At 45.3% G+C, this 12,947-nt stretch carries 24 protein-coding genes and 1 pseudogene; all 25 read right to left on the reverse strand.

The window, feature by feature from the left end:
* Positions 1-5: 5 nt before the first annotated feature.
* The 25 genes and pseudogenes from DWX32_RS20140 to DWX32_RS09940 all read right to left on the reverse strand — a co-directional run bounded on the left by DWX32_RS20140 (position 6) and on the right by DWX32_RS09940 (position 12,888).
* Positions 6-731, reverse strand: coding sequence for a helix-turn-helix domain-containing protein (locus DWX32_RS20140; protein ID WP_118659836.1), 726 nt, complete (start codon positions 729-731; stop codon positions 6-8).
* Positions 724-1,008 (reverse strand): hypothetical protein, encoded by a 285-nt coding sequence (locus DWX32_RS09830; RefSeq protein WP_118659838.1) that lies wholly within the window; start codon positions 1,006-1,008, stop codon positions 724-726. Before DWX32_RS09830 ends, DWX32_RS20140 begins: the two co-directional genes overlap by 8 nt.
* 4 nt (positions 1,009-1,012) lie before the next feature.
* Positions 1,013-1,446: pseudogene (locus tag DWX32_RS20725) on the reverse strand (DNA N-6-adenine-methyltransferase).
* Positions 1,447-1,465: 19 nt separating this feature from the next.
* Positions 1,466-1,657, reverse strand: coding sequence for a hypothetical protein (locus DWX32_RS09840; RefSeq protein WP_147398481.1), 192 nt, complete (start codon positions 1,655-1,657; stop codon positions 1,466-1,468).
* A gap of 7 nt (positions 1,658-1,664) precedes the next feature.
* Positions 1,665-1,847, reverse strand: a complete 183-nt coding sequence (locus DWX32_RS09845) for a hypothetical protein (RefSeq protein ID WP_118659842.1) — start codon at positions 1,845-1,847, stop codon at positions 1,665-1,667.
* Positions 1,844-2,596: a hypothetical protein gene (locus DWX32_RS09850; RefSeq protein WP_118659844.1), complete on the reverse strand. Its 753-nt coding sequence runs from the start codon at positions 2,594-2,596 to the stop codon at positions 1,844-1,846. Before DWX32_RS09850 ends, DWX32_RS09845 begins: the two co-directional genes overlap by 4 nt.
* A 125-nt stretch (positions 2,597-2,721) precedes the next feature.
* The gene (locus DWX32_RS09855) at positions 2,722-3,132 is read right to left on the reverse strand and encodes a nucleoside triphosphate pyrophosphohydrolase family protein (protein ID WP_118659846.1); all 411 of its coding nucleotides are present in this window, start codon (positions 3,130-3,132) and stop codon (positions 2,722-2,724) included.
* Positions 3,133-3,149: 17 nt separating this feature from the next.
* On the reverse strand, positions 3,150-3,371 hold the full coding sequence (locus DWX32_RS09860; protein ID WP_118659848.1) for a hypothetical protein: 222 nt from the start codon (positions 3,369-3,371) through the stop codon (positions 3,150-3,152).
* A gap of 10 nt (positions 3,372-3,381) precedes the next feature.
* Positions 3,382-3,813, reverse strand: a complete 432-nt coding sequence (locus DWX32_RS09865; RefSeq protein ID WP_118659850.1) for a single-stranded DNA-binding protein — start codon at positions 3,811-3,813, stop codon at positions 3,382-3,384.
* On the reverse strand, positions 3,810-4,523 hold the full coding sequence (locus DWX32_RS09870; protein ID WP_147398482.1) for a hypothetical protein: 714 nt from the start codon (positions 4,521-4,523) through the stop codon (positions 3,810-3,812). The genes DWX32_RS09865 and DWX32_RS09870 overlap by 4 nt, the downstream gene beginning before the upstream one ends.
* Before the next feature lie 7 nt (positions 4,524-4,530).
* On the reverse strand, positions 4,531-4,842 hold the full coding sequence (locus DWX32_RS09875) for a hypothetical protein (protein WP_118659854.1): 312 nt from the start codon (positions 4,840-4,842) through the stop codon (positions 4,531-4,533).
* Positions 4,832-5,530 (reverse strand): DUF2786 domain-containing protein, encoded by a 699-nt coding sequence (locus tag DWX32_RS09880; protein WP_118659856.1) that lies wholly within the window; start codon positions 5,528-5,530, stop codon positions 4,832-4,834. The genes DWX32_RS09875 and DWX32_RS09880 overlap by 11 nt, the downstream gene beginning before the upstream one ends.
* Positions 5,523-5,852 (reverse strand): hypothetical protein, encoded by a 330-nt coding sequence (locus tag DWX32_RS09885; RefSeq protein ID WP_118659858.1) that lies wholly within the window; start codon positions 5,850-5,852, stop codon positions 5,523-5,525. The genes DWX32_RS09880 and DWX32_RS09885 overlap by 8 nt, the downstream gene beginning before the upstream one ends.
* Complete coding sequence (locus DWX32_RS09890; RefSeq protein WP_118659860.1) at positions 5,853-6,707, reverse strand: ATP-binding protein; 855 nt, start codon at positions 6,705-6,707, stop codon at positions 5,853-5,855. It abuts the gene before it with no gap.
* Positions 6,601-7,638 (reverse strand): phage replisome organizer N-terminal domain-containing protein, encoded by a 1,038-nt coding sequence (locus tag DWX32_RS09895; RefSeq protein WP_118659862.1) that lies wholly within the window; start codon positions 7,636-7,638, stop codon positions 6,601-6,603. The genes DWX32_RS09890 and DWX32_RS09895 overlap by 107 nt, the downstream gene beginning before the upstream one ends.
* 15 nt (positions 7,639-7,653) lie before the next feature.
* The gene (locus DWX32_RS09900) at positions 7,654-8,685 is read right to left on the reverse strand and encodes a hypothetical protein (protein WP_118659864.1); all 1,032 of its coding nucleotides are present in this window, start codon (positions 8,683-8,685) and stop codon (positions 7,654-7,656) included.
* Complete coding sequence (locus tag DWX32_RS09905; protein WP_118659866.1) at positions 8,675-9,055, reverse strand: hypothetical protein; 381 nt, start codon at positions 9,053-9,055, stop codon at positions 8,675-8,677. The genes DWX32_RS09900 and DWX32_RS09905 overlap by 11 nt, the downstream gene beginning before the upstream one ends.
* Positions 9,042-9,302 (reverse strand): hypothetical protein, encoded by a 261-nt coding sequence (locus tag DWX32_RS09910; RefSeq protein WP_118659868.1) that lies wholly within the window; start codon positions 9,300-9,302, stop codon positions 9,042-9,044. The genes DWX32_RS09905 and DWX32_RS09910 overlap by 14 nt, the downstream gene beginning before the upstream one ends.
* 77 nt (positions 9,303-9,379) lie before the next feature.
* Positions 9,380-9,640, reverse strand: coding sequence for a hypothetical protein (locus tag DWX32_RS09915; RefSeq protein ID WP_118659870.1), 261 nt, complete (start codon positions 9,638-9,640; stop codon positions 9,380-9,382).
* Between the two features lie 99 nt (positions 9,641-9,739).
* Positions 9,740-9,916: a hypothetical protein gene (locus DWX32_RS19605; protein WP_158579568.1), complete on the reverse strand. Its 177-nt coding sequence runs from the start codon at positions 9,914-9,916 to the stop codon at positions 9,740-9,742.
* A gap of 12 nt (positions 9,917-9,928) precedes the next feature.
* A complete protein-coding gene (locus tag DWX32_RS09920) occupies positions 9,929-10,444 on the reverse strand; it encodes a hypothetical protein (protein WP_118659872.1) in 516 nt (171 codons plus the stop codon).
* Between the two features lie 67 nt (positions 10,445-10,511).
* Complete coding sequence (locus DWX32_RS09925; protein ID WP_118659874.1) at positions 10,512-11,483, reverse strand: hypothetical protein; 972 nt, start codon at positions 11,481-11,483, stop codon at positions 10,512-10,514.
* Complete coding sequence (locus DWX32_RS09930; RefSeq protein WP_118659876.1) at positions 11,480-11,719, reverse strand: hypothetical protein; 240 nt, start codon at positions 11,717-11,719, stop codon at positions 11,480-11,482. Before DWX32_RS09930 ends, DWX32_RS09925 begins: the two co-directional genes overlap by 4 nt.
* 4 nt (positions 11,720-11,723) lie before the next feature.
* Positions 11,724-12,011, reverse strand: coding sequence for a hypothetical protein (locus DWX32_RS09935; protein ID WP_118659878.1), 288 nt, complete (start codon positions 12,009-12,011; stop codon positions 11,724-11,726).
* Between the two features lie 4 nt (positions 12,012-12,015).
* Complete coding sequence (locus tag DWX32_RS09940) at positions 12,016-12,888, reverse strand: hypothetical protein (protein WP_118659880.1); 873 nt, start codon at positions 12,886-12,888, stop codon at positions 12,016-12,018.
* Positions 12,889-12,947 lie beyond the last annotated feature (59 nt).

Here is a 12,947-nt window from a genome sequence, read left to right on the forward strand (position 1 = left end):
TCGTTTCATTCAAGTAGATAATCGGTCGTTACTCCTAGCGTGACCGCTATTTTCTTGAATTCTGTTATCTTTGGTAGTCTTTCGGCGTTTATGTATCTGCTGATAGACACTTCCGAAATTCCGGTCGCGGTGGCTAATTCTCTTTGTGTCATTCCTTTGTCGTAAATCGTCTGTTTTAGTCTGTTGCTAAAGTTTTGAACCGCGATTCCATCTTCTGAAAGTGCCGCCTTCTTCTGTTCTGTTTTTCGCTCCCTGGCCGCCGATCGAAACATCATAAGCAACATTTCAGAAGCCGGACGTATTCTGTCTTTTCTCCTGGCGTTTTTAACAGATTTCAGATCGTACCAGTCGCCGAAATGGCTTTTGCATTTCGGGACAAATACGCCGACATTGTACGGTATTTCTTTTTTGACTTCATCGAATACGTTTTCAGGCATGACGTAATAATTAAAATCGCCTAGAAAATTATGTCCGTTTTTCGAATGAAAATCATCGACCGACGATTTTACTTCGAAACAATAAAAATCACCTTTTTCGATTCCAGAAACACTATTATTAACCGGCTTAAACCTCATAAAGTCCACACGGCCGGCCGCCGTTGTGGAATAATCAAAAGTTACTTCTTTCGCCCAGTATATCCTTGTGTCGTTATTAGGGTTTATGTTTTTTTCGGTTGAAATTGATAATATTTTTGTTATTTCTGGCCGGCTCATTCCGTCAAATTCAATCATCAAGTACAACCCCCAATTCCACAATTCTTTTATTATTTTTGATAGACATTGTTTCGATCTGTTTTTTATAAAGCGCACCGTAAACCTGATAGTCTTTTTTCAGTGTTAGGAAGTATCTTTTATGCGGATCTCTTTCATGTAATTTTATCAAGCTATTAAGTAAGTGATCCGTGACACCTTTGTCAATGACCGTTATGTCTATCCTGGCGGCCGCGCGGTTGAATTCGCGGCAAATAACGACATATTCAGGCTTTTTATTTTTATTTTTTCTTGCCATCTGTTTATATTCCTTTCCGGTTATAGATAACCACCATCGAAGGGAACGGGGCGGCGTTTTTGCTGTTTCCGAATTTCAATCTTCCGCGAATGAAACGAATTTCCGCTTTATGGTAAATATATTCGTGGAACCATTTTGTGTCGGTTCTGGCTGGAAGTAACATCACCACAAGATTTCCGTGTTCTTCGTTTGTTCTGAAAGCTTTTTCAACCCAGTTTCCAATTTCGCGGCCGTAAGGCGGATTTACAAAAACGTTATGCCCCCCCACGATTGCAAAAGGCCATTTGTGTTTTTATCAAAATACAAATCGCACTTGTGATTATATTCGTCCGCGCATGGATCAAGGTCAAAATGAAATTCAGAATTTAATTTCTGGTAAAAGTCCGCTGGCGTCGCCCACGCGTCCGTTTTACTTGAAAACATAACTTCTGTGTTCATTTTTTCTTTTTCTCCTTTGCTATTCCTCTATCTGCGACTTATCAAAAGTCGTTATTGACGTTACGCCGTTTTTTCGCTCCACTTCGGTTCCGACTGTAATTTCAAGATTGATCGGTTCCTGATTCTGTAAATCGAACACCACCAGCGGCGCGCCATGCTCCACGGCCACGGTGATTCCGGTTTCCTGGGTGGCTTCCGTCATAAGTGACATAAATCTTTTAATTCTTTCTTCCAGTGTCATTTTTCTTTTCCTTTCCGTTTTTCAGCTTCGATAACCATTCTTCTTGTTCCAGATCTTCGCGGACTTTTTCTTCGTCTGTCTGTTGCGCTATGATCGCGCCGCATACGAAGGCGAACAGAATCATAATCGCGAAGGCTCCAATTACTGCCAGAATCTTCATTCTTCTTCCCTTTCAAATTTCCCGTCTATGTATTTATAGGTTTCATATGCCGGTATTGTGTAGAAATTCGGATAAAGATCATATTTTTCAAGCCAGGTATTGAACACAACGTCAAGCTGTTCTTCCAGTTCCTCGCGCTGTTCCTTTGTTACGTCGTCAAGGTAATTTTCCGCATATTCTCCGCCTTCGTCGTATGCGTCAGTCTGAACAGCTTCGATCACATCATATCCACAAGATAAAAGCGACGGCCGGTAAAGTTCACACTCTCCGACGAAGACGCGTTCCGGAAGAACAACCTTATATCCCTTCTTCCTGGATTCGATCATGTATTCAATTTCGTTCCTGGCGTCTTCCAGCGCTTCCGCGGCTGTGTCATACATTGCGGAATAATTTTCGCCGTCCATGCTATACGCAACCTTATTTCGCGTATATTTCTTAATTTCACACCAGCCTTCTTCCGCGATATTACACGATTTACGAAGTGACTTCGCCGTTTCGATCGGGAATGAATAATCGAATTCGATCAGCGTTTCCGGCTTCGGATTGATTTTGTTAAGTTTTGCATGTGTGATTAAACATTCAGTGTCCTTCACTTCGAATTTTCCAACAATTCCGGTATTCAGGATATAACAGATCACCTCTGATCCGGATTCAACCGGTATCGGATTCTTTGTTTCAATGGTTATCGTTTCGCTTTTCTTTAGTGCTTCCCACTGTTCCGGTGTTATGTCGATCAGTATTTCGCCCATTTCTTTTCGCTCTCCTTTTCTTGATTTTATCAACCCCGGCACTTAAAACAGCCAGCGACAACATGAAAAGATACGCTGTCGCCCTACCAAGAAATTTTATAAACTCCTCGTCCATTTGCACCGCCTTAAATGTCGTCTTCGGATCTGTTGTTTGCTCTCTGCTCCGAAAATCCTTCCGGGTATCTGGCTTTTAGTTTGTCAATGTTCATCTGGAAGATCTCGCCCAGATCGAAGCCCATTGAATGGCAAATATCCGCGATATACCAGCAAACGTCGCCGATTTCTTTCTTCATGTGTTCGCGATCCAGTGGCTTCTTGTGGAAGATCCACTTTTTTACAAGGTCGTTAAGTTCTCCGGCTTCTCCGGAAAGTCCAAGGCACCCGTTAAGAAGTCCGCCGGCGTCAATTTCGTTTTCGATCATGACGTCACCTTTGTATTCGGCTCCGGTTTCTTCTCTGATCCATTCTTCCAGGCGTTCAGTTCCCTTTCCGTCGTTTGTTCTCATTGCTAAATTTTGATATTCTTTTGCTTCCATTTCGTTTTTCCTTTCTGTTATCTGTAAACTGTTCCGGACTTTCTATCCCGGAAAGCGATTCTGTTATCAATGTCATAACCGTAGGCCCTGGCGATTTTGTGGAACATATCGACCATTTCCGTAACTTCATACGGTGGCTGGTATGACGATTTCGGCGGCTTATCCGCCGCCCTGATTGCTGTTTCCGCCGTTTTATCGCGATAGCCTTCGGCGTTGTATTTCAAATCGTCTTTATTCATCGGCGCCCCCCTAATTGAACGGAAGTTCGCTGTCTACGCCTTCCGGAATATCCATGAAGCTGTTATCTGGTGCCGGCTGTGGCTCCGGTTGTCCTTCTACCTGGCGGCGCGCTTCTTCTTCGGCCTTTGTTTCCGCAAAATTCAATTCTTCGACGAATACTGTCTTTGTATAAATCTTCTTTCCGGTTTCGCGGTCGATATAGCTTCCGGACTGTAACGGCCCCATGACTTCGATTTTCTTTCCATCTCTCAAATATTGGCGCGCCAGTTCGGCAATATTGCCGGTACAAATACAGTCGATAAAATCGACCGCCTGGTCGCCGTCTTTGATTTTTCTGTTTCTCTTACACATCATCGTAAAGGCCACGAACGAAGCCTTGTCCTCTTTGTAGCGGATTGTCGGATCTTTTATCACTTTTCCGCTTCCGATCCATTTATTCATTTTCTTTTTCTCCCCTTTCCTTTTCTTCGCATAGGATAACCATGTAATTTCAGCCAGTTATTCGGGCGGATCCTGGTTTCGATCAGTTTATCCGCTTCATGTGCCGCGGCTCTTACAAGTGACGTCATGGCGTTTATTGCTTCGGTCGCCGATACTCCGATTCCGGAAAATCGTCTTGACATTTCCAGCAATTCCGTGCCGGCCGCGTCCGCGTCGTAGCTGTGGACGCCGTTTTCTTCCGCTATATGCCTAGCTTGCGCCGCCGCTTCGATCAGGTGACACAAATAATCGTGAAATCCCTGATCCGGAAGCGTTGCAACCTTGCGGCCTATCATTTCCGCCATGTCTTCGGGGATATAAAACATGATAGCGCCGAATACTTCTGAAAGTGCTATCACATAGATCTTGAACAGATCCAGTCCGGTATCATAAACAAATTCAAGCTTCGCTTCGGAAACTCTGTGAAGTTCTTTTCCGAACTGAAATTCACACGTTCCGATCGCCCTTAAAATCATTGTGTCGGTCGGAACGCTTTCGCCAGGCGTTTCCGCTTTAATTTCTGGCTGTTGCTTTGAAGACTGTGATTTTTCTTCCCTTGCAATATTTTGCAAGTTTTTTTCGCTTTCGCTCTGCGGCTTCTGGCGTGTCCCGAATAACCGCCCTTTCATCGCCTTCAACGATGATAAAATATTTTTCTTTGCAATTTTCAAAATTCATTCAACCACCTTCCGTTAATCTCATTTGTCCGGGAATCTGTTCGTCGGACGTATAGAAAGCCGGTGAACCGTCCAATTCCTGACCGATAAACATATTCGTTTCAGCCGCCCGGACTGGTGCTTTGTTCACCCTTGTTTCAATCTGGATCTTCATGTTCTTTCGATCTTTCGCCGGCCGGAATGTTATTTTCACGGTCAGCGTTCGCCTTGCCTGGGGCGTTGTCCCTTCGTCCCGGATATTATCCAGAATTTCGTTGATCCCTTTCCGGATCAACCTTGTTAATTCACCACCGGCGAATTTATCAAGATTCATACGCCAGCCGTTCCTTGTCGCCGGCGTTCTGGAACGCCTTTCCGTCAACATATCCAGCCTGGCGAAGAACGTCGTTTTCGTGCTTTTGCTGATATTCGCGGCGGTTATATTCTTCCATTCCTGGAATTTCATCGACAAATTTAACAACTGCTTCCGGAACCAGAAGCGCCAGGGTGAAGGATTCACTTTGTTTTTTCTGTTCTTCAAAATTCCGGTAAAGCCCGGAACAGAATCCATCGACATAAGCCATCTTTTCATTTCTTCCGAATTCGCGTTCCGCGTCGCGGTATATCGCGCGAAGCGTCGCCATTCTCTTTCGGATCACCTTCACGGCATAATTGAAAACGTTGATACTGATTTCCGCGTCTTCTTCGAAGCCGAAGAATTTCAGCCGGTACGCGCCGCCGCTGTTGCGTCTTTGTGATATAATCGCGCGGCACCTGAAATTATTCGCAATCAGGGAACCAACATCGACACACCAGTCATCACGGAACATCGGCGAAGTAAAGCAAACGACCGGGCGTTCCTTCTTTCGTTCCGGATCAATACGATCCTGTTCGATTTCGTATTTTGCCATTAACTCCTGGGCTTTTAACATTGCCGCTTTCGCTTCGTTCTCGTTATCCGAACCGGATAAGGCGATCAGTTTTTCGATTTTCTCAATGATTTTGTTTTCTTCGTCATTCATCGTTTGTCCTTTCCGGGAACTCTACCTTCAACGCCTTGTCGTCAATGTAAAGATCCGCTGATATTTTCCGGCTGTTATTGCCGTATAACTGTTTTAATTCTTCCAGGTTATCGTTCACGGCGTCGAATTCCAGGCCGTGAACCTTGCAAAACTCAACCGCCTTTTGAAGTGCTTCGTCCGCGCGGCACGTCCACAAGATAACCTTGTCGCCGCGTTTTCTAAGGCATATCAGCCAGTTTATAAGCGCTTCGTTCGGTTCTCCGACTTCCGGCCACGTTCCGGCGGAAGCAAGGCACCCGTCAAAATCTACTGCGATAATCATTTATACACCTAACAATCTATCAAGAAGATCGTCGTTTTCCTTTCTGGCGATTGCTGTTCGAATTGATTCGTCCGGGAACTGTACCGGAAGCGCCATTTTAACAATTCGATTTGTGATTCTGTCGTCAAAATTCAATTCTTCGATCTTGCAATTACTTGTAAAAATCGTGACGCGTTTTTCTATCATGCGGCCGTTCAGAATGTTGTAAAATCTTTCGTTGATCCAATCCTTCACAGCTTCAACGCCTATATCGTCGATCACAAGCACCGGAACCGAAACAATATCGTGAATCAACTTCTGTTCGGATTCTTCGTTCTTGCTGATTCCGCCCCAGGTTGCTTTTATCTGATCCAAAATCTGAATCGTTGTCGCAAATTTCGCCTGAATGAATTTCTTTTCGATCAGGTCATTCGCGATAGAAACGGCCAGTCGTGTTTTTCCGGATCCCTTCACCCTGGAATAAAAATACAATCCCTTTCCGGTTTCCTGGATCTCGTCAAACTTTTCGACGTATCGTTTCGCGATCGTCTGGGCCATAGCCGCCAGTTCTCTATTCGCCGCCGTACTGTAACAATCCGTTTGAAAATTATCTACTGTCTGCCCTTCGAATTCCTCCGGGATCGTTGCAAACTTCAAGCGGCCATTCAGGCGTTGTCTTTGAAGCCAGCCACACGAACATTCGCGACAAAATTCGTGTCCGTCCGGCTCTTTCACCATTTCCCAGCCGGTATCGTGGCATTTTTCGCACTTATACGCCGGTGTGGTTTCTTCGGAATCGTTCAAGTGCTTCGTTCGTAGTGCGATCAGATCCGGAAACATCTTCCTGATTGTGTCGCTGATCTGTTCTTCCGGCATTGCTTACGCCCCCTTTGTTTTGATACTGCCCTTCAAGAACTTTCAGGGCGTTTGTTTTATTGATTAACCAGTCGAAAGAGCAACCATTCCACTTCCCGGATCTCCCGGAAAGGAAATCGCTGTTCTGTGCCGCCTGGAAGATTACGTGTAACTTCTTTTCCGGTTCAACACCAGGAAAGATTTTAAGTTTATCAAGTTCCTTTACCAGCGAACGGATCTTTGTTTTCCTTGCGTCGTTTAACGCGCGTATGCCTGGAAGATCCGGACAAGTAGCGTGAAAGTCTTTCATGATCTCGTCGTAAGATAAACGTTCAGATTTTCGGTCAGGAACTTCGGACGTTTTTTCCGAAGTTTCGACTATATCTTCGTTAGAAGATATATTATATATATTCTTATTCTTATTCTTATTCTGTTTCGTGACTTCACGCTCTGTCACGCGTGACGTCACGTGACTTGTCACATTGTCTGTCACGTTTTCCGGTAAAGTTTCCGGATTTTCCGAAGAATTGTCCGGAAGCGCCGGCGTGTTACCAGCTTCCAGAAGCGCGCGTTTTTTCTCGCGTTCTCGTTGCTTTCGGATCCTTGCTTGTTCTCTGATTTTCTCCATTCCTTCGGTGTTCTGGTGCTTTTCGAAGTTGGAAATATAAATACCTTTTTCGGTTCGTTCGATCATTCGGAATTTCTCAAAAGTGCCAAGTGCCAGGCGAACGGTCGCCAGCGGCTTATTGAATATCGTCGCCAGCATTTCGTCACTGTAAGGGAATTCGTCTTCGATCAGGACAAGCCCTTTCGCGTTACATTTGCCGGCAAGCGCTATTATCCGGATCCAGATAACAAGAATCGCGTCGCCTTCCGGCATAGACTGAATAATTTTGATTTTTTCATCGTCGAACATATCAACGCGAAGCTTGATCCAGTTAATATCTGCCATAGTAAAACACCGCCTTTATAAATATTTACTCATAATGTTTCTGCGCGAAAGCGGCTTCTTCTCTGTCGCCGGTTTCTTCTCCGGTTCCAGGTCGTCCAGGAAGTTCACGTCTTTTTTCATCGTGCTTTCATGCGTTGCCGCCAGGTTCTTTTTTATCGCTTCTTTGTTCTCTGAAACCTTGTTATACACAATATCAAGGCGCGTCTGTGGATAATTCAGTCCGGAAACACAACATATTGTGTTTTCATCATTAAAAGTCTGGAATGTGTCGATCGGCGTTCCTAAGTCTTTTTCAAGATCTGTCATTCGTACATTGCCCGATAATGACGCGGTGATGTATTTAACGGCTCTATCTCCTTCGATCGGGGCGAAAGGTGTATTATGTATAGCCTTAATCACTTCGGCGCTTTCCTGGGCCTTCTGGCGCGTCACAACGGCCATTCCGTGGGCCTTTAATGTTTCGATGATCTCCGCCTTGTCAATATTGCCTTTTACGCTCTTGTGTTTTTCCGGAATATCCAGGAATGAACAAAAATCTTCGACGAAGCGCGAATTCAGTTCTAGCTTGTCCCCGTTGTTGTTATCCAGGATAAAGCAAGAAGCAAGTCCCGGAATCTGTGTCAGTTCCGAAAAACATTCATAGGAATTCATGTGGCTTTTAACGCTTTCTTCCGGGTTCGGAATGATCGTCATGGCGCCGATTGTCTTTCCGTCGTCAATCAGAAGATCCGCAAGCATAGGGCCGGCGCCTGAACCGGTTCCGCCGCCGCTGGCGAAGATTACAAAAATCAATTCCGACTTGATCTTTGTTTCGATTTCTGCGGCGATCTGGTCGAAGTCGTCGATCACAAGCTGTTTCGCCTTTCTTCTGTCCTTGTTGCAACCTTCTCCGTTCGGGATATGATACTTGAATTTCGCCTTTTCAAGCGTGTCAAGATCTTCCTGGCTTGTGTTGATGTAAAGCACGTTGTAGCCCTTCTGTTCGAAAAGCTGTCCGATATTTCCGCCAGCCTGGCCGACGGCTACAAAAGCAATTTTATTTTTCATTGTCTGATTCTCCCTTCGTTGTATTATCGAACGTCTGTTGTTCGGTTTCTGCCGGAACGCTCCCGATATTCCGGGCGCCGGTCAAAATGATTTCCTGGCCGTTAATCTCATATAGCCACGTTCCGTATAGTCCGGAATGTAAATCAATAACGCCCTGGTATGTGTCCCAGCATTTCGTTTCTTCGTTGTAGATCTGAACAGTCGCAAGTGATCCGTCCAGATCTGAATTCTTTTTCTGTTTTTCCGCTTCTTCGCGTGCCGTGTTGCTGTTGTCCAGAATGGCGGCCAGCGTTAAGAATATGGCCGCCAGCATTAAGAAGATAAGGCCGTGTAAAACAGAATTAGCAAAAAGTTTTTTATTTCGATTCATTCTTCGCCCTTTCCAGAAATTCGCACCCTTCCGACGTTATGAAAAACGTGTCCGCCCGGCCTTCTTTCAAGCCGCGGCATATGTAGCCGGACTGTTCAAATTCCTTTATTTTCTTAAAAATTGTATTTTCCTTGTAACCACAATCTTCTTCTGTGTCGGTGATTTCCCGAACCGACATAGAACATAATTTGTTTGTTGCTCCGTTTGCTTTCAGAATCGAAAGCACCAGGAAACCCAGTCTGTTCATTCTTTCACCGTCCTTTCTAACTCTGATAAATTCTGATTATCTCTGATTTACTCTGATAAACTCTGATTATCTCTGATTTACTCTGATAAACTCTGATTTTTTGAAAGTAAATATTCAGGGATAGTCGGTTCGCCGCGTTCAGTTTTGATTTCTTCAAGGCTCTTTCCGTCCAGAAATGCCTTCTGATCCATCGAACCGCACGTCGGACATTCTGCTATACAGATACACGATAAAAAGACGTGTCCGCACTTGTTACATTTCATTTTCCAGAACGGATCCGTCACCCGTGTAATGCCGTCAGAATAATATCTTCTGGCGCTTGCGCCGATTCTTGACATTTTTACACTTTTCCTTTACAATAAATAAAGGCTGTGCTTTCACAGGTACGGTCAAAAGCGTAACGTCCGAGGGGCCAAACTTCCGCGTTGCGCTTTTTATTATGCGGAATTAGCCGGAACGGTTATTGTGTCCGTCATAATTCCGATTGTCATAGCTTCCAGGGCGCCAGCAAGGGCGCCGTCAAGTTCTTCCTGGGAATTGATCCCGAAGCTTTTCAAAATGTCTTTCAGGCGTTCCGCCTGGCTCTTATTTCCAATATCAGAAGTCTTCTTCATAGAATCACCGCCTTAATAGTATTTATCCGGGGCCATAACGTGGAACCATTCGGCGCGTCCCTGGTATTTCCAGTCCACACGAAGATATTCCTTTTCCTGGGTGGAAACGGCGTCCACGTCGGCCATTGTCTTTCCTTCGTCCATGTACTTCTTAAACTTCTTCGTTCTTCCGTTTGCTTTTAAGATGATCCATTCGCGGCCGATCTCCCAGCGAATATTTCGCTGTTCGTCTTCGTCCCATTCCGGGGCGGAATAATAATCATATTCTTTCACGTAATGAACCGATTTCGGCCACATGGTTATTTTTGTATTCATTCCCAGGCTGTTCATGTGCGTGACACAATAGCTTTCGAACAGTTCTTTCTGTTCCTGGGTTAAATCTTCGTAGCCGTCCGTTTCGCGAATATCGAATCTGTGAATGTTCAAAATGTCTTCGGCCGATCTCAAACGATAATCGGAACGACCGAATTTTTCATATAACGCGCAAACTTCTTTGTAACTGGTTCGATTTGTTGGTTTTCTTCTCATAGTTCCACCTTTCTGGCCGTTTATCCGGCCTATTAGCCACGCTATCGCGTGGGTAAACAGATTACAGTTATCGGCGAACAGGTTCCCCTAAACAAGCGGAGAAAAAGCCGATGCTCGTCCCGTCGTCCGAACGTCCGTTGCCCAAGTTCAACGCGGAAGGGCCAGTGTTCGAAGTGTCGTTGCAACCGCCACCCACGAACGGGATTGCTTCTTCCAGATCGGCGTCTGCTGATAACCATTCCGAATTTTCCTTCATGTCGTCCGTGATGATTCCTAAGTCTTTCAGGATCTGCGGAACTTCGGTCAAATTGACGTATGTTTCCGATCTCATTCCACCGGCCCAGCCGCCAACCTTTTCTTTGTCGGTCGTGATAACAAGTTCGCCGTCTTCGTTTGCGCCTATCCTTACCGGATCCGGGAACGGAAGATCGTCAACGTGTACTTCCTGGAATTCTTCCGAAGAAATCGAAAGATCCGCGTCAGGTGCCGCCGCGTCGTTGTCCGGCATATACTGGATCACGCCGCTTTTCAATCGAAGTCCAGCAATCATTTTCCAGACATTACCGACTACATCAGCGATTCCGGTTTCTTTGTTGCCGTTGTGGAACCAATTCGCCGGGCCGGTGCCGGTCAAGGTTCTTCCGCAATTCACAACGCCGATTCCGATTTCTGTTTCGTCGTTGTGATATTTGCCGAAGCTTGTATTTCCGTGAATGTCCGGAATTGTATGTTCGCGAATATATTTCCATTCCGCCCAGGTCAGTAAGTGCCAGCCGCGGCCCTTTCTCTTGCATGCGGCGATCGCTTCGTCGAAGTTAATTCTTACGGCCGGATCAACCGCCGGCAATGAATACGCGCGTCCGTTTCTGATACAATTAACGAACTGGCTTAAATAAATGGAATCATATTCCACACCGCGGACGAAGAACATTCGATCCGCTTCTTCCGGTGTCTTCGCCGTGTTCTCAACTTTAAGCATGATCGAAGGGATTCCCATGTCGTCATACTTTAAAACAATAGATTCTTTCGTGTTACTCATTCGCTTATTTCCTCGCTTTCCTTTTTGTCGAACATTCCCAGGCGTGTACCCAACTCGACACAACCCAAAACAATTTGTGTTAGATCTTTTCCAGATACACCGACAAATTCAAAACTTAACGTTGATTCGCCGTTCGGTTCGTCTTTGATATGACAGAAGAAACCTTTTTCGACGGTTTTACTTGTGCCGTCGGTGTAGTTGAAAACAAAATTCTTGATTTCCTTTTCCTGTGCCATGTGCTTATTCTCCTTCCTTCGGAAGAATCAGTTCGGACACATGGAACAGATAGCCAAGCGAACCGATCTTTCCGTAAACGACTTCGTTGTCGATCGGGACGTTAAAGCCCTGGGAACCGGTACGGATCGCGTACATCATCGCGGCCGGGTTGCAGTTGCTATCCATCCAGGAAAGGCCGCCGGTCACATTCTGCCAGTAGTCTTCGATTGTAAAGTCGGCGCCGCCGAGCTTTGGGATCTCGTTTCTGACCTTCACGGTCTGTCCGGCGAACCGGAATTTTTCTCTTGTCATTTGCTTATTTCCTTTCTATCTTTACCGCATAGCCGCGGCGTTTTAACTCAATCACAAGTTCCTTTGTTTTTTCAGCTTTCAGTTTTTCCAGGTGGGCCATATGCTTTTTATAGCCTTCTGATCGTGTCGGATCCTTCATTCGGTGAAGATTGTCTTCCGGCGTAAGATCGAACAGTTCCCAGCAAGAAATGACGTGTGTGTCCTTTTTGTTCAAAATGACAATCCAGTTCATGTTGAGATCGTAATATACCCGGCCGCGATATATCCGGCCATCACGCCAGTAACGGAAGTATTTAATGTCGCCGTTGCGAATTTCCTTTCCGTCGCGATCTAGGCCGTACTGGCCTTCGTGGCCTTGCCCGTCCAACGCGTGAAGATCGAAATTCATGTCAGTTTGTGGATAGTGACACGATTCAACGTATCGTGCTTTTATCCATTCTTCCGCGGTCTTTGTCTTTATGCTGGATCTGTCTTCAACTTCCACAAGGCTTTTTATTTTCTTGACAATCAGGTTCATGTATTTTTCATATTGAAGCCCGATCAGGTATGGCATTTTTTGCCGCTTGTCAAAATCGTAAAAACCACCGTGTGGGTTTTCGTGAACAACGTCCTGGTAAAAAACAATTTCGAAGCCGGCTGGGAACCGCTGGGCCTTGAATTTCAAATCCCTTCTGATCCCTTCGATGTAATTTCTTCGAATTATCTTTGAAACTCTTTCGTCGTGATGTACGTCGAAACCTTCGTCTTTCAGCATATTAAGAATTTTCCAAAAATACGCGTCGTGGACGAATTTCTGGTTCCGTCGCCATACGCCCGAAGGTCGTTCGGTTTCGTTATTGAACCGGAACATTGTGTCATAGATTCTAAAGTTATCCATATTCAATTTTTCCTTTCGCTTATTTCCAACATCAGCCGCCGATTGCAGTCGGTTGTTCC

Origin of the sequence: Blautia sp. AF19-13LB, assembly GCF_003479105.1 — a bacterium.
Classification (GTDB): domain Bacteria; phylum Bacillota; class Clostridia; order Lachnospirales; family Lachnospiraceae; genus Fusicatenibacter; species Fusicatenibacter saccharivorans.